The 19387-nt window shown below is 71.8% G+C and carries 21 protein-coding genes; 7 read left to right on the top strand and 14 right to left on the bottom strand.

The window, feature by feature from the left end; all coding sequences use genetic code 11:
- Nucleotides 1-8: 8 nt before the first annotated feature.
- From AB0I54_RS19225 to AB0I54_RS19215, 3 genes are all read right to left on the bottom strand, one after another.
- On the bottom strand, nucleotides 9-443 hold the full coding sequence (locus AB0I54_RS19225; protein ID WP_363297195.1) for a CBS domain-containing protein: 435 nt from the start codon (nucleotides 441-443) through the stop codon (nucleotides 9-11).
- 97 nt (nucleotides 444-540) lie between these two features.
- Entirely contained in the window at nucleotides 541-972 is a 432-nt protein-coding gene (locus AB0I54_RS19220; RefSeq protein WP_363297194.1) for a PPOX class F420-dependent oxidoreductase, read from the bottom strand.
- 83 nt (nucleotides 973-1055) lie between these two features.
- A complete protein-coding gene (locus AB0I54_RS19215) occupies nucleotides 1056-1688 on the bottom strand; it encodes a uridine kinase (RefSeq protein WP_363297193.1) in 633 nt (210 codons plus the stop codon).
- 137 nt (nucleotides 1689-1825) lie between these two features.
- Between AB0I54_RS19215 and AB0I54_RS19210 the strand changes: the two genes are divergently transcribed.
- From AB0I54_RS19210 to AB0I54_RS19200, 3 genes are all read left to right on the top strand, one after another.
- Nucleotides 1826-2524 (top strand): DUF2293 domain-containing protein, encoded by a 699-nt coding sequence (locus tag AB0I54_RS19210; protein WP_363297191.1) that lies wholly within the window; start codon nucleotides 1826-1828, stop codon nucleotides 2522-2524.
- Nucleotides 2525-2722: 198 nt separating this feature from the next.
- On the top strand, nucleotides 2723-3202 hold the full coding sequence (locus AB0I54_RS19205) for an anthrone oxygenase family protein (protein ID WP_363297189.1): 480 nt from the start codon (nucleotides 2723-2725) through the stop codon (nucleotides 3200-3202).
- A 166-nt stretch (nucleotides 3203-3368) separates the two neighbouring features.
- Nucleotides 3369-4856: a glutamate synthase subunit beta gene (locus tag AB0I54_RS19200; RefSeq protein ID WP_363297188.1), complete on the top strand. Its 1488-nt coding sequence runs from the start codon at nucleotides 3369-3371 to the stop codon at nucleotides 4854-4856.
- Nucleotides 4857-4912: 56 nt separating this feature from the next.
- Here the strand turns inward: AB0I54_RS19200 and AB0I54_RS19195 are convergent, their stop codons facing one another.
- On the bottom strand, nucleotides 4913-5446 hold the full coding sequence (locus AB0I54_RS19195; RefSeq protein ID WP_363297187.1) for a carboxymuconolactone decarboxylase family protein: 534 nt from the start codon (nucleotides 5444-5446) through the stop codon (nucleotides 4913-4915).
- Between the two features lie 47 nt (nucleotides 5447-5493).
- On the opposite strand from AB0I54_RS19195, the gene AB0I54_RS19190 reads away from it, so the two are divergent.
- Nucleotides 5494-6954 (top strand): PLP-dependent aminotransferase family protein, encoded by a 1461-nt coding sequence (locus AB0I54_RS19190; RefSeq protein WP_363297185.1) that lies wholly within the window; start codon nucleotides 5494-5496, stop codon nucleotides 6952-6954.
- 26 nt (nucleotides 6955-6980) lie between these two features.
- On the opposite strand, the gene AB0I54_RS19185 is transcribed toward AB0I54_RS19190, so the two are convergent.
- From AB0I54_RS19185 to AB0I54_RS19175, 3 genes are all read right to left on the bottom strand, one after another.
- Nucleotides 6981-7793 (bottom strand): SAM-dependent methyltransferase, encoded by an 813-nt coding sequence (locus tag AB0I54_RS19185; protein ID WP_363297183.1) that lies wholly within the window; start codon nucleotides 7791-7793, stop codon nucleotides 6981-6983.
- A gap of 107 nt (nucleotides 7794-7900) precedes the next feature.
- On the bottom strand, nucleotides 7901-8176 hold the full coding sequence (locus tag AB0I54_RS19180; protein ID WP_363297182.1) for a DUF397 domain-containing protein: 276 nt from the start codon (nucleotides 8174-8176) through the stop codon (nucleotides 7901-7903).
- Nucleotides 8177-9037, bottom strand: a complete 861-nt coding sequence (locus AB0I54_RS19175; protein ID WP_363297181.1) for a helix-turn-helix transcriptional regulator — start codon at nucleotides 9035-9037, stop codon at nucleotides 8177-8179.
- Nucleotides 9038-9240: 203 nt separating this feature from the next.
- Here AB0I54_RS19175 and AB0I54_RS19170 point away from each other — a divergent pair, with 203 nt between their 5' ends.
- The 3 genes from AB0I54_RS19170 (at nucleotide 9241) to AB0I54_RS19160 (ending at nucleotide 12418) form a co-directional block, all read left to right on the top strand.
- A complete protein-coding gene (locus AB0I54_RS19170) occupies nucleotides 9241-9891 on the top strand; it encodes an ATP-binding protein (RefSeq protein WP_363297180.1) in 651 nt (216 codons plus the stop codon).
- Nucleotides 9882-10316 (top strand): hypothetical protein, encoded by a 435-nt coding sequence (locus AB0I54_RS19165; RefSeq protein WP_363297179.1) that lies wholly within the window; start codon nucleotides 9882-9884, stop codon nucleotides 10314-10316. The genes AB0I54_RS19170 and AB0I54_RS19165 overlap by 10 nt, the downstream gene beginning before the upstream one ends.
- Before the next feature lie 239 nt (nucleotides 10317-10555).
- Nucleotides 10556-12418 carry an ABC transporter ATP-binding protein gene (locus tag AB0I54_RS19160; protein ID WP_363297431.1) on the top strand — a complete coding sequence of 621 codons (1863 nt, stop codon included), beginning with the start codon at nucleotides 10556-10558 and terminating at the stop codon, nucleotides 12416-12418.
- Nucleotides 12419-12457: 39 nt separating this feature from the next.
- On the opposite strand, the gene AB0I54_RS19155 is transcribed toward AB0I54_RS19160, so the two are convergent.
- From AB0I54_RS19155 to AB0I54_RS19125, 7 genes are all read right to left on the bottom strand, one after another.
- On the bottom strand, nucleotides 12458-12634 hold the full coding sequence (locus AB0I54_RS19155) for a hypothetical protein (RefSeq protein ID WP_363297178.1): 177 nt from the start codon (nucleotides 12632-12634) through the stop codon (nucleotides 12458-12460).
- Nucleotides 12635-12762: 128 nt separating this feature from the next.
- Complete coding sequence (locus AB0I54_RS19150; RefSeq protein ID WP_363297177.1) at nucleotides 12763-13929, bottom strand: cytochrome P450; 1167 nt, start codon at nucleotides 13927-13929, stop codon at nucleotides 12763-12765.
- Between the two features lie 21 nt (nucleotides 13930-13950).
- The gene (locus tag AB0I54_RS19145; protein WP_363297176.1) at nucleotides 13951-15303 is read right to left on the bottom strand and encodes an amidohydrolase; all 1353 of its coding nucleotides are present in this window, start codon (nucleotides 15301-15303) and stop codon (nucleotides 13951-13953) included.
- 59 nt (nucleotides 15304-15362) lie between these two features.
- Entirely contained in the window at nucleotides 15363-17234 is a 1872-nt protein-coding gene (locus AB0I54_RS19140) for an FUSC family protein (protein ID WP_363297175.1), read from the bottom strand.
- A gap of 606 nt (nucleotides 17235-17840) precedes the next feature.
- Nucleotides 17841-18572 carry a hypothetical protein gene (locus tag AB0I54_RS19135; protein WP_263207540.1) on the bottom strand — a complete coding sequence of 244 codons (732 nt, stop codon included), beginning with the start codon at nucleotides 18570-18572 and terminating at the stop codon, nucleotides 17841-17843.
- An 81-nt stretch (nucleotides 18573-18653) separates the two neighbouring features.
- Nucleotides 18654-18836 (bottom strand): DUF397 domain-containing protein, encoded by a 183-nt coding sequence (locus AB0I54_RS19130; protein WP_363297174.1) that lies wholly within the window; start codon nucleotides 18834-18836, stop codon nucleotides 18654-18656.
- Entirely contained in the window at nucleotides 18833-19318 is a 486-nt protein-coding gene (locus AB0I54_RS19125) for a DUF5753 domain-containing protein (protein WP_363297173.1), read from the bottom strand. The genes AB0I54_RS19130 and AB0I54_RS19125 overlap by 4 nt, the downstream gene beginning before the upstream one ends.
- Between the last annotated feature and the right edge of the window lie 69 nt (nucleotides 19319-19387).

Raw genomic sequence — 19387 nt, 5'->3', positions numbered from 1 at the left:
GCGTGGGGTCAGTGGGCGCTCGGGGCGGTCCTTGCGTAGACGCTCTCGGTGAAGGCGGCGATCTGGCCCTCGTCCAGGCTCCGGGCGAGATCAGCCTCGCTGATCATGCCGACGAGACGCTTGTTGTCGATGACGGGGAGCCGGCGGATCTGGTGCTCCTTCATCTCCCGGAGCACGTCGCGCACGTCGGCGGTCGCCTCGATCCAGCGGGGAGTGCCCTGCGCCAGCTCGCCCGCGGTGACCTTGGCCGGGTCGTGTCCGAGGGCCACGCAGCCGACGACTATGTCGCGGTCGGTCAGGATGCCGCAGAGCCGTTCGTTCTGGTCACTGATGGGAAGGGCGCCGACGCCCAGTTCGCGCATCAACTGGGCGGCACGGTCCAGGGTTTCATGGGCGGGGATCCACTGGGCGCCCCGGTGCATGATGTCTCCGGCGGTGGTCATGGTGTACCTCCCGGTGCCGGACGGGCCGGCGCGGCGCCGGACGCACCGCAGGTCCCGGCGCCCTTCATTGTCGCGCGCCCGGCCCGGTGGCCGCACCTCAGACCGAGAAGGCCACGATCCTCCGCGGGACGATCCTGACGATCACGCGGACCTCGTCATCCTTCTCGGCGGGCGGGTCGATGCCCAGGTACTTGTGCGAGAGCTCGTTCGGGAGCCGCTTGCCCTCGTCCGGGAGGATCTCGGCGGTGCCGCGGATCTCGGCCGACGCATAGGGGTTGGCCAGGTCGAAGACCGACAGGCTGATGCGCGGGTCACGGCGGAGGTTGCGCACCTTCTGGCGGTTGTCGACGGAGGAGAAGAGCACGGTGTCGCCCTCGCGTTTGATCCACACCACGGAGTTCTGCGGGGCACCGTCGGGGCCGAGGGTGGCGACGCTGGCGAAGTTCTTGCCGTCGAGGAGGTCACGGACGGAGTCGCCAAAGGAAACAGAGTCGTCGGAGGAAACGGGGTCGCTTGAGGAGGTCGTCATGGCACCAGCCTAATTAAATGCACGCGCATATAAAAGAGGGTTTCGGAGGTCGCCGGCCCGACGGATCAACCGGATGAGCCGGATCAGCCGTTCCACGCCGGATGGCGGGGGTCGTCGGCCCGCACCAGGACGTCCGCCGTCGCGGCGGGGTCGATCTCGTCCGCGTAGCGCTCGAAGGCGGGCAGGGTCCAGTGCTCGGCCTCGGGTGTGCGGCGGCGCAGGGCGCCCGGCGAGAGGAGGAGATGAACGCTCAGATCGAAGGGGAACCAGTGCCGCAGAAGGAGGGGGCCATGCAGCAACAGGATTCCACCGGGCGGGAGTTGGACGTAGGAACTGCGGGTGGCCCGGTCGGTGGCCGGGTCCCACAGGTCGGGCAGGACACGGCCGTCCCCGCCGGGTTCGAGCGGCCCGAAGACCTCGCGCCACAGGGCGGCGGTGTCGAACCAGCCGCTGTAGTACGACTCCACGTCCCGGCGGCCGTGCTCCAGCCGGAGCGAGGCCGGGCGCAGAAAGCCCTCGGCACCCACGACGAGCGAGGGCCGACCGCGCACACGCAGTTCCTCCGCGACGCGCTCCGCGAGGTCACCCGGGCGGGCCGCCGGCGCGCCGTCGAAGGCGACACGCGGCCAGGGGCCGCCGTCGGCGGGCTTCAGGTCCAGCAGCCGCTCGGCCAGCAGCTCGCCGAGCCTGTCCCAGGTGATCGCTTCGAGTCGCACAGTCGCCATGATGCCGGGTGGCCGTGGATTCGCCGGTGGGCGGGGATCGGGAGAGCCGGTCGTGCGGCAGGAGCGGATGCGCAGCCGACGTACCCGATCCACGGGAATTCCCGGGCCCCGCGGGGAAGGAACCGGTTATGGCGCGCCTCCCAACTCACCCGTACCGCGGTGGACTTCTCGTCGTCCAGCCGCTCCGGCGCAAGCAGTGCGCCGCCTGCCGTCGCGGGCCGTTGTCGCTGCTCGTGCTGGAGGACGGCGCACTGCGCTGCCTCGACTGCGCCGACCTCGGGCATCTGGTGTTCCTGCCGCGCGGTGACACGGCGCTGACCCGCAGGGCACGGGAGGAGAGCGGGCTGTCGGCTGTGGTGGTGCGGTTCAACCGGCGCAAGGGCCGCTATGAGCGGCAGGGCGTTCTCGTGGAGGAGGCGGCCCTGGCCCGGGCCGAGGAGCGGTGCCTGGCCGACGCGGAGGCGCGGCGGCGGCGCCGGGCACGGGACGCGCGGCGCAGGACGGCGGAGGACGCGCGGTTCGCGGAGGCGTTCGCGGCGGAGATCCTGCGGCTGTATCCCGGCTGCCCGGCCGACCGGGCCCGGGCGATGGCCGGGCACGCGTCGGCGCGGGGCAGTGGCCGGGTCGGGCGGAGTGCGGCGGGGCGGGCTCTGTCCGAGGGCGCGGTGATCTCGGCGGTCGTGGCGTCCGTACGGCACGTGGACACGCCGTACGACCGGCTGCTGATGAGCGGGGTGGCCCGGCACGAGGCGCGGCGGCGGATCGCCGCGGGAGTGGAGACGGTACTGCGGGGGTGGCGGGGCGCGGGAGCGGAGGACGTGGGCTGACAGCCACGGACCGGGGATTTCCTACGGACCGGGGACTTCCACGCACTGGGGACTCCCGCGGACCGGAGACCTCTTTCTGGACGCACGCGTATGTCACCGCGCCTCTCAGCCATGGGAACCGTTCCCGGGTGGGAATTCACTTGAGGTGATGGCGGTGCCGGGCGTGGCCCGGCTCGGAGGTGGGAGTGGGCGTTGATCATGATTGACGGGCCGTTTTTCGTACTGATCCTTTTGGGCGTTCTCGGGACCGGGCTGGTCGCCGGAGTCTTCTGCGGGTTCTCGACATTCGTGATGAGGGGGCTGGCCTCGCTGCCGCCCGCGCAGGGCGTCGCCGCGATGAACGCGATCAACGTGGCCGCCGTGACACCCGCTTTCATGCTGGTGTTCGCCGGGTCGGCGGTACTGTGCGCGATGATCGCGGTGGTGACGTTCGTGCTGTGGCCGGACGAGGGGAAGGTGGAGCTGCTGCTGGGCAGCGCGCTGTATCTGTTCGGCTCGTTCGGGCTGACCGCGACGGCGAACGTGCCCCGCAACGACGCCCTGCTCAAGCTGGACCCCGGCACCCCGGAGGCCGCCGCGTACTGGCCGACGTATGTGCGCGAGTGGACCGCGTGGAACCACGTGCGGACAGCTGCCTCGGCCGCCGCCGCGGTGGTGTATGTGCTGGCACTCACCTGAGGACGGCCTCGGAGACGGCCCGCCCCCGTCTGGCCCACACCTGAGAAAGGCCCCGCAGAAAGCGCTGTCCACCACTCTGCACGTATGGCCGGGGGGACGTATCGTGGCCGAAAGAGTGCGCCCGATGCCGCACGGCCCGTCGTATGTGCACGCAAGGAAGACGACCATGGCCGATCCCAAGGGTTTCATGACCACACCGCGCCAGGAGTGGCCGCGCAGGCCCGTCGAGGAGCGGGTCAGGGACTGGGACGAGGTCTACGTCCCGGGGGCGCTGCTGCCCATCATCAGCAAGCAGGCCGACCGCTGCATGGACTGCGGTGTCCCGTTCTGCCACAGCGCCTGCCCGCTGGGCAATCTGATCCCCGAGTGGAACGACCTGGTGTCGCGGGAGGACTGGCGGGCGGCCAGTGACCGGCTGCACGCCACGAACAACTTCCCCGAGTTCACGGGGCGGTTGTGTCCGGCGCCGTGCGAGGCGGGATGCGTGCTCGCGATCAACCAGCCGGCCGTCACCATCAAGAACGTCGAGTGCGCGATCGGCGACCGGGCGTGGGAGCAGGGGTTCGTGCCGCCCAGGCCGCCGGACCGGCTGTCCGGGCGGACGGTCGCGGTGATCGGGTCGGGGCCCACGGGACTGGCCGCGGCCCAGCAGTTGACCCGGGCCGGACACACCGTCGCCGTGTACGAGAGGGACGACCGGCTCGGCGGGCTGATGCGGTACGGCATCCCCGAGTTCAAGATGGAGAAGCGGCATCTGGAGCGACGGCTGGGGCAGATGCGCGCCGAGGGCACCAAGTTCCGTACGTCGACGGCGATCGGGCGGGACATCGGGGCGGCCGAGCTGAGGTCGCGCTACGACGCCGTCGTCATCGCCACGGGGGCCACTGCCTGGCGCGAGCTGGCCGTGCCGGGGCGCGAACTCACCGGAATACACCAGGCGATGGAGTATCTGCCGCTGTCCAACCGGGTGTGCGAGGGGGACCTGGAGGCCTCGCCGATGTCCGCCGCCGGCAAGCACGTCGTCATCGTGGGCGGCGGCGACACCGGGGCGGACTGTCTGGGGACCGCGGTGCGGGAGGGCGCCGCGTCCGTGACCCAGCTGGACATCTACGCCCAGCCGGGTGCCGAGCGGGACGAGGACGTCGAGCCCTGGCCGACGTACCCGAAGATCTACCGGCTGTCGGCCGCGCACGAGGAGGCGCGCGATCTGGGGACGGCGCCCGCCGCGGACGCCGACGCGCGGCTGTTCGCGGCGTCGACGCTCCACTTCACCGGGGACGGGACGGGGCATGTGCGGTCGCTGCACCTGGTCGAGGTGGATGCCACGCGGCAGCCCGTGCCGGGCACCGGGCGGACGCTCCCCGTCGACCTCGTACTGCTCGCCCTCGGCTTCTCCGGGCCCGACCGGGAGGACGGGCTCATCGACCAGCTGGGGCTGGAGTTGGAGCCCCGCGGCACGCTCGTCCGGGACGCCGGTTTCGCGACCAACGTCCCCGGTGTGTTCGCCGCCGGAGACGCTGCGCGCGGGCAGTCGCTGATCGTGTGGGCGATCGCGGAGGGGCGGGCGGTCGCGGCCGCGGTCGACCACTATCTGACGGGCAGCTCTCGGCTGCCGACGCCGATATCGCCGTACGACCGTCCCATGCACGTGTAGCCGGGCCACGCACCCGTCGCCCAACCCCCGTGCTCGCGCCCCTGCTTGCGCATCGGCTAGCGGCGCTCGTCCGTCCCCGCCACCTTCGCCGTCGACAAGGCCACCCTGTTCCAGGTGTTGATGGTGAGGATCAGGGCGATGACCTGGGCCAGTTCCTCCTCGGTGAAGCGGGCGGCGGCCTCGGCGTACACGTCGTCCGGGACGCCGGCCTCGGCCACCAGGGTCACCGCCTCGGTCAGGGCGAGCGCGGCCTGCTCCTTCTCGGTGAAGAAGTGCCGGGCCTCGCGCCACACGGCGACCATGTGCAGCCGGTCCTCGCTCTCGCCGGCCTTGCGGGCGTCGTTGGTGTGCATGTGCAGGCAGTACGCGCAGTGGTTGAGGTGCGAGGCGCGGATCTGGATCAGCTCGACGAGGGCCGGGTCGAGGCCTGCGCGAGCGGCGGCGTCGAAGCCGACGAGGGCGCGAAAGACCTTCGGTGCGGCCTTGGCGAAGTCGAGGCGGGACCGCTCGGCCACGGCGGTGGCGATGGTGGAGGCGGCGTGGGAGGAGACGTCGGTCGTGTGCGTCGTGTTCGTCGTGTTCGTCGTCATGTCCTTCAACCTACGGTCCGGAAAGACCCTCTGTAGGGTGCATTTTCATGACGGAATCGTGGGTCAATTCGGCGGAGCGGATCGGTGCCGACCTGCATCTGGAGCTGTCCGGGCCGGGCGGTCGGCGGGCCGCGTTGATCCGGGCGCTGCGCGAGGCCGTGCGCAGCGGGCGGCTGGCCGCCGGCACCCGCCTGCCGCCGTACCGCTCGCTCGCGGCCGACCTCGGCGTGGCCCGCAACACGGTCGCCGACGCGTATGCGGAGCTCGTCGCGGAGGGCTGGCTGACCGCACGGCAGGGTTCCGGCACCCGGGTCGCCGAGCGGGCCGAGCCGCTGCGACACGCCGTACGCGTGCCCAGGAAGGCACCTCGGCAGGCACCCCCACCGGCACCTCCACGCGCGCGTGGGCCGCGGCACGACCTCGGACAGGGCACTCCGGACGCGTCGGCGTTCCCGCGGACGGCCTGGGCGGCGTCGTACCGGCGGGCGCTCCAGGCGGCGCCCACCGAGGCGTTCGGGCCCGGCGACCCCGCCGGGCGGCTCGAACTGCGGGAGGCCCTCACGGAGTACCTGGCACGCGCGCGTGGCGTGCGCACCGAGCCCGGCAGGATCGTGATCTGCTCCGGCTTCGCGCATGCGCTGCGGCTGCTGTTCGGACAGCGCGGGCAGGGCGACACGGGCGGCGGAGTGCTGCGCGGCCCGCTGGCCGTGGAGGCGTACGGGCTGGGGTTCCACCGCGACCTGCTGACGGCGGCCGGTGTGCGGACGGTGCCGCTTCCGCTGGACGAGCACGGCGCGCGGGTGGACCGGCTGGGGCGTGAGCGGGCCGTACTGCTCACGCCCGCGCACCAGTTCCCCACCGGTGGCCCGCTGCACGCCGAGCGGCGGGCCGCGGTGATCGACTGGGCACGCGCGCGTGGCGCGGTGGTGCTGGAGGACGACTACGACGGGGAGTTCCGCTACGACCGCAAGCCGGTCGGGGCGGTCCAGGGCCTCGACCCCGAGCGGGTGATCCACATCGGCTCGGTCAGCAAGAGCCTGTCGCCCGCGCTGCGGCTGGGGTGGATGGTCCTGCCGGAGCGGTACGTCGACGCCGTGCTGGCGGCCAAGGGCGAGCGCGAGGCGTGGGCGAGCGTCCTGGACCAGCTGGCCCTCGCGGACTTCGTGGTCTGCGGGTCGTACGACCGCCATGTGCGACGTATGCGGCAGCGCTACCGGCGCCGCCGTGACCGGCTGGTCGAGGCGCTCGCCGAACGGGCACCCCACGTCGAGGTCACCGGTGTCGCAGCCGGGCTGCACGCGGTGCTCCGGCTGCCGCCCGGCACCGAGCGGTCCGCCGTCAAGGCTGCCGCCTGGCACGGCATCGCCCTCGACGGACTGGCCGAGTTCCGGCACCCGGCGGCCGAGGAGCAGGCCGCCGACGGTCTGGTGGTCGGGTACGCGACGCCCTCGGAACACGCCTACGGAGCGGCGCTGGAGGCACTGTGCGCCGTGCTGCCGCCCGGATGACGATCCGGGCGGCAGGACTACACGGACTACACCTTCCGCCCCACCGCCCCGTACCCGGGAATCACCCCGTCGTCCTGTCCGGGCACCGGTTCACCCAGCTCGGGGTGCCACTTGTGCACGATCTCGACGCCGGGGTCCACCAGTTCCAGTCCGTCGAAGAAGCGGGTGAACTCCTCGCGGGAGCGCAGTGCCAGGGTCACGCCCGCCGCCTTGAGCTTGGCGGTGGCCGCCGCCGACTCCTCCGGGGTGAAGTCGGCGGTGGCGTGGGTCATCACCAGGTGGCTGCCGGGGGCCAGTTCGGACAGCAGCCGCCGGACCAGCTCATGGGCGCCGTCCTCGTCCGGGACGAAGTGGAGGAGGGCGACGAGCGAGAGCGCGACCGGCCGGCCGAAGTCCAGGGTCTGCTTGGCACCCTCGACGATGGCGGCCGGATCGCGCACGTCGGCCTGCAGATACTCGGTCGCGCCCTCGGGTGTGCCGCGCAGCAGGGCAGCCGCGTGGGCCAGCACGATCGGGTCGTTGTCGCAGTAGACGACGCGGGCGTCCGGCGCGACCGACTGGGCGATCTGGTGCAGGTTGGGCTCGGTCGGTATGCCGGTGCCGATGTCCAGGAACTGGCGCACCCCGTTGCGGGCCAGCCAGCGCGTGGTGCGGTGCATGAACGCGCGGTTGACCCGGGCCATCACCGGCACCCGGGGGTCGAGGGCCAGCATCTGCCGGCCCATCGCCTCGTCGACGGGGTAGTTGTCCTTGCCGCCGAGGTACCAGTCGTACATGCGTGCGGGGTGCGGCCTGCTGGTGTCGATCCGGCCGGCGGTCGTGGGGTCCTGCCCGGTCATACGGCACTCCGTAAGGGTCCGACGCGGTTGATGATCAAGTCAGTATCAAGATTCAAGTCAGTACCAAGATAGGGAAGTCGAGCAACAATCAAGAACAACGGGCCTGGTCATGACAGCAGGAAGTCAGCCTCCCCCGCCTTCGCGCCCTCGATGAAGGCGGTCATCTCGTCCGAGGTGTAGATCAGTGCCGGTCCATCCGGGTCGGTCGACTGACGGACGGCGATCCGGCCGTCGGCCAGCTTCATCGCCTCCAGGCAGTTGCCTCCGTTCCCGCCGCTCCACGGCTTGTGCCAGCCCTCGCTGCCCAACTCCCGTGCGGGCATGCCGTTGTAGATCCGCTCGTCGCGGTTGCGTGGCCCGGTCTGGGACTTGATGCGATCCATTCACAACTCCTTGCGGAGATCCCGGAGGATCTCCTTCGTGCGATGTGCTGTAGCGGCCTGCGCCGCCATGCGGTCCATGACCTCCAGGTGGGTCGCCACCTCGGAGCGCGCGTCCAGGTAGACGGCGCCGGTCAGGTACTCGCTGTAGACCATGTCCGGCAGTTCTGACATGGCGAATCGGAACAGCACGAAGGGCCCGTACGTGCCCGGATGCGGCCCGTTGGCGAACGGGGCGACCTGGAGCGTCACGTTGGGCAGCTTCGTGGCGTCGAGCAGCTTGTCGATCTGTGCGCGCATCACCTCCGGGCCGCCGACCGGGCGGCGCAGGGCGGTCTCGTCCATCACCACCCAGAAGCGCGGGGCTTCGGGACGGGTGAGCAGTTCCTGGCGCTGCATGCGCAGCGCGACATGGCCCTCGATGTCCTCGGGGCTGGTCTGGCCGATGGCTCCCGACTTCAGCACCCCGCGCGCGTAGTCCTCGGTCTGCAGCAGCCCGGGCACGAAGTGCGGCTCGTAGGAGCGGATGAGGCCGGCGGCGCCCTCCAGGCTGACGTACATGGAGAACCAGCCCGGCAGGATGTCGTGGAACCGCTGCCACCAGCCAGGCTTGTTCGCCTCCTCGGCCAACTGGACGAAGAGGTCGGCCTCTTCGTCGGGGACGCCGTATGCCTTCAGGAGCAGCTGCAGGTACGGGATCTTGAGGGCGACCTCGGCCATCTCCATACGGCGGACGGTGGCGGGGGCGACGCGGAGGACGTGGGCGGCCTCCTCACGCTTGAGCCCGGCCCGTTCCCGCAGGTCCAACAGGCGCCGCCCCAGGACGACCTGCCCCACCGTCGGCGCGGACCGCGGTTCGCTCACGCTCCCACCTCCACGAACGAATGCTGACAGCCCTGCGGCGCCATTCGAAGACCCATTCGAAAGATCCGACGGATCCCCGATTGATCCCAACTGGCGCCGCCCGAGGTGCTGTTGCGAGCAGTGTGCCACGGCCCTTCACCGCGTCATACAGCACTCTGCATTTTTCATAGTGACACTTGCCAAGTGTTCACGGCGGGGAGATAGTGGCAAGCGTGATTCCGTCCGCGCCTTTAGGAACAGACGCCGCCGCAGACCGTTCCGGCCTCGGCGCCAAAGCGGGAGTCGCCCCAGGCGGGGCCGCTGCCGCGCGCAGGTTCCGGTTCGAGCTGGCCGCACATCCGGGTTCTCCCGCGCAGGCGAGACGCCTCACGCGCGCCCGGCTGACCGGCTGGTCGGTCTGCGCGGACACCTGCGAGACGGCGGCCCTGGTCATATCCGAACTGGTCACCAACGCGATCGTGCACACCGCGAGCAGTCGCGTGGTGTGCGAACTGCACGACCACGACGACACGGTGCGCATAGCCGTGCGCGACGAGGGCTGCGCCCCGGGCGAGCCCCATCCGTCGCCGCAGCGGCCCGAGGAGGAGCACGGGAGGGGATTGCTCCTCGTCGATGCCGTGTGCCAGGCCTGGGGAGCCCAGGAGTACGGTCCCGGGCTGCTGGTCTGGGCCGAACTGCCGCGCCAGACCGACGCCGCCCATGACATGGCCGAGCCGCGCAACGACCTGGGCTGGGGCGCACCACGTCCCAGACCGGGCCAGTCCAACGGCTCGGACGAGGAGGAGGCCCGCACGCGGCACCGCGTGGGGTCCCAGGCCGAGGCCCGGCGCCGTACGCTGCCGGAGTGGCCGTGAGCGGCGCCCCCAGGTCTGGACAGGTGTTCGGCCTGGACACCTTGGTCCGGCTGAGGCGCGAGCAGGCCACTTCGGGCGCGACCGGACGTCTGCCGCTGCCCGCGGGCATGACGGCGCCACTCGGCTGCGACGCGGTGGCCATACCGGGCCGCTTCGGGCCCCTGATCGTGCCCAGGTTGCCCCGCGTGGGTTGTGTGTACGCCGACGAGGCGCACTGGTGGTGGATCGTCCCGTCCGACTCGGACTACGCCCTGCCCTGGCCCGCCCCCGCCCACTACGCCCCCGGCGCCCCGATCCCCGAGGCCGCCCGCCTTCTCAACCGGCCGGACGGCACGGTTCCGTACACCCCGCCGATCCCGCTGTATCTGACGCTGTGCCGGGTGACCGGCACGACCCCGGACTGGTCACGCCCGATCAGCGCATGAGCGGTGCGCCTGCCCGGCCGGCCTGGCCGGGCACGTACGGCCGACGACTCCCGGCAGGGCGCACGCCAGCGCGCTCCCGTCGCCGCGGCGCGCGCTCTGCCCCCGAAAGGCCCGCCCCGCGATAGTGGCCGTCCGTCCACGTCCGGGGGAGGTCAACAGTGGGTAGGAGGCACGGCGGGCTCGAACCCGAGGTGTCCGAGTCGGAGCAACTGCTGTTCGGCGGGCCGTTGCGGTACGACATGGGATGGAACCAGCATCGGGACGCCTTCCTGGAACTGGACTTCCGGGCCATGGTGACGCGGTTGCCCGGCATGCTGGCGTCGAGTTTCCGGCTGGCCCGGCAGGCCGACGCCCGGGCCGCGCGCACCGTGCTCGCCGCCGAGGCGGGCCGGGGCGTGGCCCAGGCGGTGAGCCTGCTGGCGGTGAACAGCGTGCTGGGGCGGCTGATCGGCGCCGGCCCGATCGAGGAGCGGCTGCGCGGCGCCGCGCCCGCCCTGGTGGCCATGGCCGCGGTGATGCTGGTCGGGGCCCTGTTGCGGGCCGCGTCGACCTACGCCACCGGCCGCCTGGAGCCCAAGGTGGAGCGGGTGGCGACCGAGCTGTACCTGGAGCGTGCGGCGGCCGTGGAGCTGTCCGCGATCGAGGACCACGCCTTCCACAAGCTGCTGGACACCGCACAGTACGGCGCCGGGTCCGCCCGCCGCATGATCATGTATGGCACGCGCGTCGTGAACGCGGTGATCTCGCTCGCGGCCGCGGCGGGCGTACTGACCGTGCTGCACCCGGCCCTGCTGCCGCTGCTGGTGACCATGACCCTGCCGAGCGCCTGGGGTGCCCTGACCAACGCCCGGCGCCGCTACGAGTCCTTCCACACCTGGGTGCAGCACGCCCGCGCCGGGCATCTGATCAGCGCCCTGCTCACCGAGCCGGAGGCCGCCCCGGAGATCCGTGTGCACGGCGTCGGCCCGTTCCTGCTGCGGCACTTCCGCGCGATGTCGGAGACGGCGGAGGCGGAGCAGGCCCGGCTGGCCCGGCTCGCGGCGCGCACGGGTCTGATCGCGGCGGCCTGGACGGGCCTGGCGACCGCCGCGACGTACGCGACCCTGGGCGCGCTGCTGTTGTCCGGGGCGATGGCGCTGTCCGTGGCCGGTACGGCCGTCATCGCCATCCGCACCGGCTCCGCGAGCCTCGACACGCTCGTCCTGGAGATCAACCAGCTGCACGAGGAAGCCCTGTTCGTGGGCGATCTGCAGCGGCTGTACGTCGAGGCGGCCGAGCGGGCGATCCCGGTGGGCGGGGAGGCGCTGCCCGAGGATCCGAGGGAGATCCGGTTCGAGAACGTCACCTTCGCCTATCCGGGTGAGGCCGCCCGGCCCGCCCTCGACAACGTCTCGCTCACCCTCCCGCTGGGCCGCATCGTGGCGCTGGTCGGCGAGAACGGCTCGGGCAAGACCACCCTGGTCAAACTGCTGGCGGGTCTGTACACGCCGGACCGGGGCCGGATCCTGTGGGACGGCGTCGACGCGGCGACCGCGGACCGGCACGAGCTGGCCGAGCGCATCGCCATGGTCGCCCAGGACTTCAAGCGCTGGCCCTTCACCGCGAAGGTCAATGTCGCCGTCGGCCGCTCCGCGGCGCCCCTCACCGAGGAGCGCCTGGCCTCGTCGGTCGCCGAGGCGGGCGCTCAGGACGTCGTCGCGGATCTGCCGCGCGGTCTGGACACCCTGCTGGCGCGGAACTTCAGCGGCGGGCACGAGCTGTCCGGCGGCCAGTGGCAGCGCCTCGGCATCGCCCGCGCCGCGTACCGGCGCGGGCGCATCCTGATCGTGGACGAGCCGACGGCGGCCCTGGACGCCAGGGCCGAGCTGGAGGTCTTCGAGAAGATCCGGGCGCTGGCGGGCAGCGGCCAGACGGTCGTGCTGATCACCCACCGGCTGGCGTCGGTACGCCACGCCGACCTGGTGCATGTCCTCGAACAGGGCCAACTGGTGGAGTCCGGCACCCCCGACGAACTCCTGGCCAGCGGCGGTGTCTACGCGGAGCTGTACGGACTCCAGGCCGAACAGTTCACGGCGAAACTCCCCGCACCGAAGGCGGGCTGACCGGCTCCACGGGCCTCCGGTTCGCTATCTCGCCGCTCGCTAGTCCGCGGTCTCGCCGCCGCGGACGATCACCAGGAACGTGTCCGTCGCGAGGTCCATCACGACCTCGGCGGGCAGCCCTTCCAGGCGTCGCGCGTGAGCGAACTCCTCGGCGGGCCACGAGCCTCGCGGTCCGCCGGCGGGAAAGCGTTCGAGCACCGTTCGCCCGTTCACCATCCTGCACCTCCAGAAAGCGTCGTTCTTGTAGGAGTTAACGCTCCGGAAGGGAGAAACGCCTCGCCCGGTAACGTGACTGAGACCTACTTGACACCGGCTCAACGCGGACGGTGAGGCTCCGTTGACTTTCAGTACGTCACCGGCAGCGCAAGCAGACCACGGGCCCGCAGGGAGGGACGCCACCGGATGTCCTCGTCGGCGAGGGCGAGGTCCGGGAACCGCTCCAGCACGGCACCCACCGCGATCTCGGTCTCGGCGCGGGCCAGTGGCGCACCCAGGCAGTAGTGGATGCCCTGCCCGAGGGCGAGATGGCCGGAGGCGTCGCGGCCGAGGTCGAGGCGGTCGGGGTCCGGGAAGCGGGCGGGATCGCGGTTGGCGGCGGACAGCGACACCCAGACCGTCTCGCCGGCCGGGACGGTGACACCGCCGATGGTCACGTCCTCGGTGGGAAAGCGCCTGATGCCGAACAGGGCGGGGCCTTCGTAGCGGGCGAACTCCTCCACGGCGGCCGGGAGTCGCGCCGGGTCCTTGCGCAGCGCGGCGAACTGCTCGGGGTGCCGCAGCAGGGCGAGTACGGCGTTGCCGATGAGCTGGACGGTGTTCTCGTACCCGGCGAAGAGGATGAGGAAGGCGAGCGACATCAGCTCGTCCTCGGTGAGCCGGTCGCCCTCGTCGCGGACGGCGATCAGGTCGGAGAGCAGGTCGTCGGCGGGTTCGGCGCGCTTGTCCGCGAGGAGCCGGGTGAGGTAGCCGAGCATGGCGACGACCGCTTCCCGGCCTGCCCCGGGCCGTGCCGGGTCGGGAGCGACCAGGGTGTCCGTCCAGACACGGAAGTCCAGACGGTGCTCGTCCGGGATGCCGAGCAGATCGCAGATGACGGTGATGGGCAGGGGCGCCGCATAGGCGGCGACCAGGTCGATGGTGCCGTGCGGCCCGAATCCGTCGAGGAGCCGGTCGGCGGTGCGCCGGATCGGCTCGCGCAGGTGCTCGACGCGGCGCGGGGTGAAGGCCCGGGAGACCAGGCGGCGGATGCGGGTGTGGTCGGGCGGATCCATGTTGAGGAGGTTGGCGTCCAGGGCGGGCGGCAGGGCGAACCCCTTGTACGTGCCCGCCGTGGCATGCGCCTTGTCCAGGGACAGCCGTGGGTCGCCAAGTGCCGCCCGGACGTCCTCGTAGCGGGTGACGAGCCAGGCGGGGGTGCCGTCCGGCCCGGTGATGCGGTGCACGGGCGCGCTGTCGCGCAGTCGCGCGTAGACGTCGTAGGGGTGGTCGATGAGGCCGTCCGCAAGGTCCATGGGACCCACCCTAGGGAACCGTCAGGTGGGGTATTCCTGGATGCGCTTCCCGTGGCTCCGGTCGACGAGCGCCGGCAGCCGCTCCGTCAACTCCTCCACCAGCGTGGGCACGTCGATGGTCAGCAGCTCGCGGTCGCACATCAGGATCCGTCCGTCGACGACGGTGGTGCGGACGTCGGAGGACCGTGCGCTGTGCACGAGGGTGGCGGCGAGGTCGTGGACGGGCTGGGTGTGCGGTCCGGAGAGGTCGACGAGGACGATGTCGGCCCGGCAGCCGGGCGCGAGAGAGCCGACGCGGCCGCCCAGACCGACCGCCTGCGCGCTCTGGAGAGTTGCGTGGTGCAGAGCTTGACGGGACGTCAGCCAGCGCGGGTCGCCCTCGGTGGACTTCTGCACCAGGGCCGTCAGGGTCATCGACTCCCACACGTCGAGGGAGTTGTTGGAGGCGGCGCCGTCCGTGGCGAGTCCGACGGGGACGCCGACGGAACGCAGCGCCCGTACCGGCGTGGTGGTGGGCCAGCCGAACTTGAGGTAGCCGCGGGGTGCGGTGGCCACCGCCGTACGGCCCCGCGTGCGCTCCAGCAGGGGCAGGTCGCGTTCGACGATGCCGGTGCCGTGGGCGATGAGCAGGTCGGTGTCGAGGAGCCCGGTGCGGTCCAGGACCTCGATCGGGGTCATGCCGTGCCGGGCGAGGCAGGCCTCGGTCTGGTCGCGGTTCTCGGCGGCGTGGATGTGGACGGGCAGGTCGTGCGCGCGGGCGAGTTCGGCGGTGGCGGTGAGGTCGTCGTCCGTGACGGTGTAGGGGGCGTGCGGGGCGAGGGCGGTGGTGATACGGCCGTCCGCGCCGCCCCGGTGCCGCAGCGCGAACTCCAGCGACTTCTCCCTGCCTTCGGCCCCTTGCGAGGAGAAGTAGGCCTCCCCCAGCTGGGCCCTGATCCCGCACTCGGCGACGACGGCGGCGACCGCGTCCATGGCGAAGTAGTGGTCGGCGAAGCAGGTGACGCCGCCCCGGATCAGCTCGGCGCAGGCCAGCCGCGCGCCCAGCTCCACGTCCCGCTCGGTCAGGTTGGACTCGACGGGCCACACGACGTCGTTGAACCACTCCTCGGTCGGCAGGTCCTCGGCCAGGCCGCGCAGGGCCACCATCGGAGCGTGCGTGTGACAGTTGATCAGACCGGGCATCGCGACCTGGCCGCGGGCGTCCACGCGCTCGGCGGCGGGCAGGTCGCGTACGGCCGCGGAGCCGGTCACCGTGTCGATGACCCGGTCCCGTACGACGATCGCGGCGTCCTCCCGGAACCCGATCCGTTCTTGGTCGTCGTGCACCAGGGCGGTGCATCCGGTGATGATGAGGTCGGCGGGCGCGGGACTCATGGCGCCAACGTACGGCAGCGTCATCGGGGCGTGTGAGCCGAAGCGCGGATCCGAGCCGGTCACACGGCGATGGGCGTCCAAGTCCACGGCGCCGTCACCGGGAGCCCCAGCCGCCGCCACCCCCGCTCCAGCTCGGCCAGCAGCTCGTCGAGGCGCTCGGTATGGTGCGGCGTGAGCCGTCCCGTGTCGTCGAGGTGCACGGCGCACGCCGTGGTCGTGTCGACCAACCGTTCGAGGACGGCCGCGACGGCGTCCGTGCCCTCGGTGTGCCGGGCGAGGGCGGGCAGTTCGGCGGCGGCGAGGGCGATGGCCGTACGGGCCTCGGACAGGGTGCGGTAGGCCTCCCGCCGCAGGGCCCAGCGCTCCGTCCGGTCGTCGGACTCGCCAAGGACGTGGTCGAGATAGTCCCGCGCGGCACTCCCGGCGGCCGCGAGCCGCGCGCGCACGCCGCCGCCCCGCTCCCCCGGCATCGGCAGATGCCCGACGATCAGCACGATCGCGCAGGCCAGCAGCGTCTCGCCGATCCGGCCGACGGAGGCCTGCGGCTCCCCGCCGACCATGACCAGGGCGAGGACGAGCACGGTGACGACGGCGGTCACGGCGGCGAAGTGCCGGGTGGCGACGGGGATGAGCGCGCCGCTGACGGCCACCAGCGCGACCAGCCCCTCGGGCCGGGGCAGCACGGCGGCGAAGCCCGCGAAGACGACGGCGCCGAGCACGGTCCCCGCCGCCCGGCACAGCACCCGGGACGCAAGCGGCCCGAGGTCGGGCTTGACGAGGAAGACGGCGGTGACGGGGAGCCAGTACCAGTGCTGGTGCTGCCCGTACCAGCGGGCGTGGTGCAGGGCCTGGGCGATGGCCGCGGCGGCGCCGAAGCAGAGGGCGACGCGCAGGCCGTACTCGCGTCCGCCGGTGCCGAGCGCGGCCCGGACGAGGTCCCGCGCGCGGCGAGGGCGGGTGAGCACCCGGTGCTCCGCGCCCTCGGCCCGGTCGAAGACCTCGGCGGCGCGCAGGAGGGCGTCGTCCAGGGCGCGGAGGGCGGGAGCGGACCGGGAGGGCGCGGGCAGCGGACCGGTGCCACGGTTGCCCCGCACGGCGGCGGCGAGGCGCCGGGGCCCTTCCGCGGCCCGTTCACCGACGGCCTCCCCCGCCCAGGCCAGGGCGGTCGCGGCCTCGGCGAGGGGCAGCGCGGCGGCGTACTGCGCGTGCAGCCGGCGTTCGGCCGCGGAGTCGGCGTACCGCCGCAGCCGGGGCCCGGCGAGCGCGTCCTGCGCATGGTCAAGGGCGCCGGTGAGCGCGGCCCGCCGGGCGACGGCCGCCTCGGTCCCGACGGCATCCAGCAGTTCGGCGACGGCGTCATACACCCCGGCGACGGCGTCCCGCTCCCCGTCGAACCGGTAGTCACCCGCGATCGCACCGGGCGTGGGCAGGGCCAGCCGCAGCGCGAGCAGCCAGCCGGCCCCGGCGAGGAAGGCGAGGGCCCGCTGCCACCCCGGCTCGGGCAGCGGCATACCGGCTCCGACGGCGGAGGCGACGAGCAGCTGCGTACCGGCAACGGAGGCGACGGGCCCGACGGCGCTCATGCCGCCGGCGAGGAATCCGAGCCCGGTCAGGACGAGGGTCAGCGGCACGGCTCCGACGTGCTGTCCGGCGTACGTCCCGACGAGCAGCCCCGCGGCCCCGGCCAGCGCGGGCACCCCGAGCGACCGGACGGCCGCCCGCCGGCTGCCGGGCCGGTCGTTGACCCCGGCGAGCATGGCGGCGACGGCGGCGACGACGCCGAGGGAGGTGCGGTCGGTGAGGACGGCGGCGAGCAGCAGCGGCCCGGCGGCCAGCGCACCCCGGGTGACCGCGCTCCAGGGGACGGGCCCGCGCTGGGCGCGCAGGGCATGGGCCAGCCAGGGCGGCAGTGCGGGAACGGGGCGGGACACGGGGCTCCTGTCCGGACGAGGGCGGGGTGTGCCTTCGGGCGACGGTGGCCGAGTGGTGGGCCGTGGTGGGCCTTGGTGTCCACGGTAGTTCGTGTTCCAGGAACAAATGGGACGATCAGGTTGCCGGGGCGTGACCGACGGCCCGAGAGCCGAGTTCTTTATGAACGCAAGTTCTTGATGAACCGCAATGGCGTACCCGGGCGGGGCGGAGTTGGGTGGACCCGGGGGCGTAGCCTGCCCCCGGGCCCTCAATGGCCGCCCATCGTCGCACGCCGGCACGCTTGAGGACCCGGGTCAGTCGTTATGTCGTCGCGTCCTGCCTTTGGACCACCGCGCATCGAGCTGCGCGGGCAGGACTTGAACCTGCATTTCGACGTGCTGGGGCCCGGGCCCGGTCGATCCGGCGATCGGCGGCGAATGCTGAGTCTGGAGCGAGAGTCTGAGATTGATCGCGGTCTGCCTCTGCCGTTTGGGCTACCGCGGCACGGGATGAATGCCGCGGGGAGGACTCGAACCTCCACTGGAACCGCTTCGTCACGACAAGCTTCAGCTTCAGCTTGCGCTCCTCGCGCACCCCGGTCTCGAGGGACCGGGGATTCTTGAAGGCTACCCGAACAGGTAGCCGAACACGGCGTCACCCACCCGCTGGTCGACGACGTCGGTGCCGTTCGCCTCTTCCCGGGCGAACTTCACCGCCTGCTGCAACTTCTCGACCCGGTCGAGGAGTTCGTTGACGCGCCGGGCGGGAAGGGCGCCGGAGAACTTCACGGTGGTCCAGTACCCGACGGGAATGTCCTCGTAGTACACCTCGACCTGAGCCGGGTGCTTCTCGGTGGCCTCGGCCTTGACGTGGTTCCTGGGCACCTTCTTGGTGCGCAGCGTCCGCACGGGTTCCGTCTTCCACGCGTCGGTGGACGGATCCTGCGCCCAGGACTCGGAGGCGTCGAGGACGGGCAGCTTCCGCACGAAGGTGTTGAGATCGACGAGCTGCTTCTCCAGGAACAGCAGGTAGGCCACGGGCACGTCGGCGACGAGCACCCGCCCGTCCACCTTCACATCCGCCCGTGCCGTGCAGTTGGCCCAGTCCTTGGTGGCGGTCACGTCGAAGAGCCGCGTCAGCGTCGCCGCGGTCTCGCGCAGCACGTCCTCGGCCTTCACCTGCACCCGCGTGGACTCGGGCGGCAGCTGCTCGCCCTCCTCGTCCTTGGGCTGGTAGGTCCGCGAGATACCGGCCAGCAACGCGGGCTTCTGCAGGCCGTGGTGCGCGGACGTCAGGTCCTGGTGAGCCTTGGACTTGATGCCCTTCTCGACTGCGATGATCTGATTGAGTTTCGCCACGTCGGTGACGGTAGCAGCGGCAACTGCCCGACTTCGAAGGATTATTCGGCGGGCTGCCCTCGACCGCCGGCCCCGCCGTTGTCACAGCTCCACGGACTCGATGAACGCGGTCCACGCGGCGGGCTCCAAGGTCAGCGCAGGCCGGCCTGTGTCCTTGGAGTCACGGACGTGAACCCTGCCGGGACGGACAGCGACCTCGACGCACTCTCCGCCGCTACCAGCGCTGTAACTGCTCTTGAGCCAAGTCAGCTCGTCCCCGCTCATCTCTCTCCCAACAACTTCTCGATCAACGCGAGCGATTCTGCCGGAGTGAGCGCTTGCGCGCGAAGAGTCCCGTACGTGCGTTCAAGCTCCCGCACCTTCTCGCGCTCCGTGTGGACATGGCTATCGCCTTGTACCTCCGTGTACGCGATCCTCCGCCCATCCTTGACTTCCATCAAGGTGAACGGGCCAGCCAGCCCCGCGTGCTCCTGCCGGGAGTGTGGCATCACCTGAATCTCGACGTTCCGCTTCTCGCCGAGAAGCAGAAGGTGCTCCGACTGACCTCGCCAGACGCCATCCCCACCCAGCGGACGGAGTAGTACAGCCTCGTCGATCACGAAGCTGAAATGCGGGGCGGGGCGTCGAGCGAAGATCTCCTGGCGAGCCAGCCGAGCAGCAACACCGTGGCGAGGTGATCCCACGGCGACCGCGGCGGCGTACGCGGGTCCCGATACGGTTGCCTCCTTGGCCGCTCCCTCGATCAACTGCTGAATGGGTAGGCGGAGATCGGAAATTCGGATGCGGTCACCAGCCGGGCTGCGGATGATCGACAG

Origin of the sequence: Streptomyces sp. NPDC050625 (assembly GCF_040654755.1) — a bacterium.
In the GTDB taxonomy this organism is placed as follows: domain Bacteria; phylum Actinomycetota; class Actinomycetes; order Streptomycetales; family Streptomycetaceae; genus Streptomyces.
This window is presented reverse-complemented; position numbering and strand designations above follow the sequence as displayed.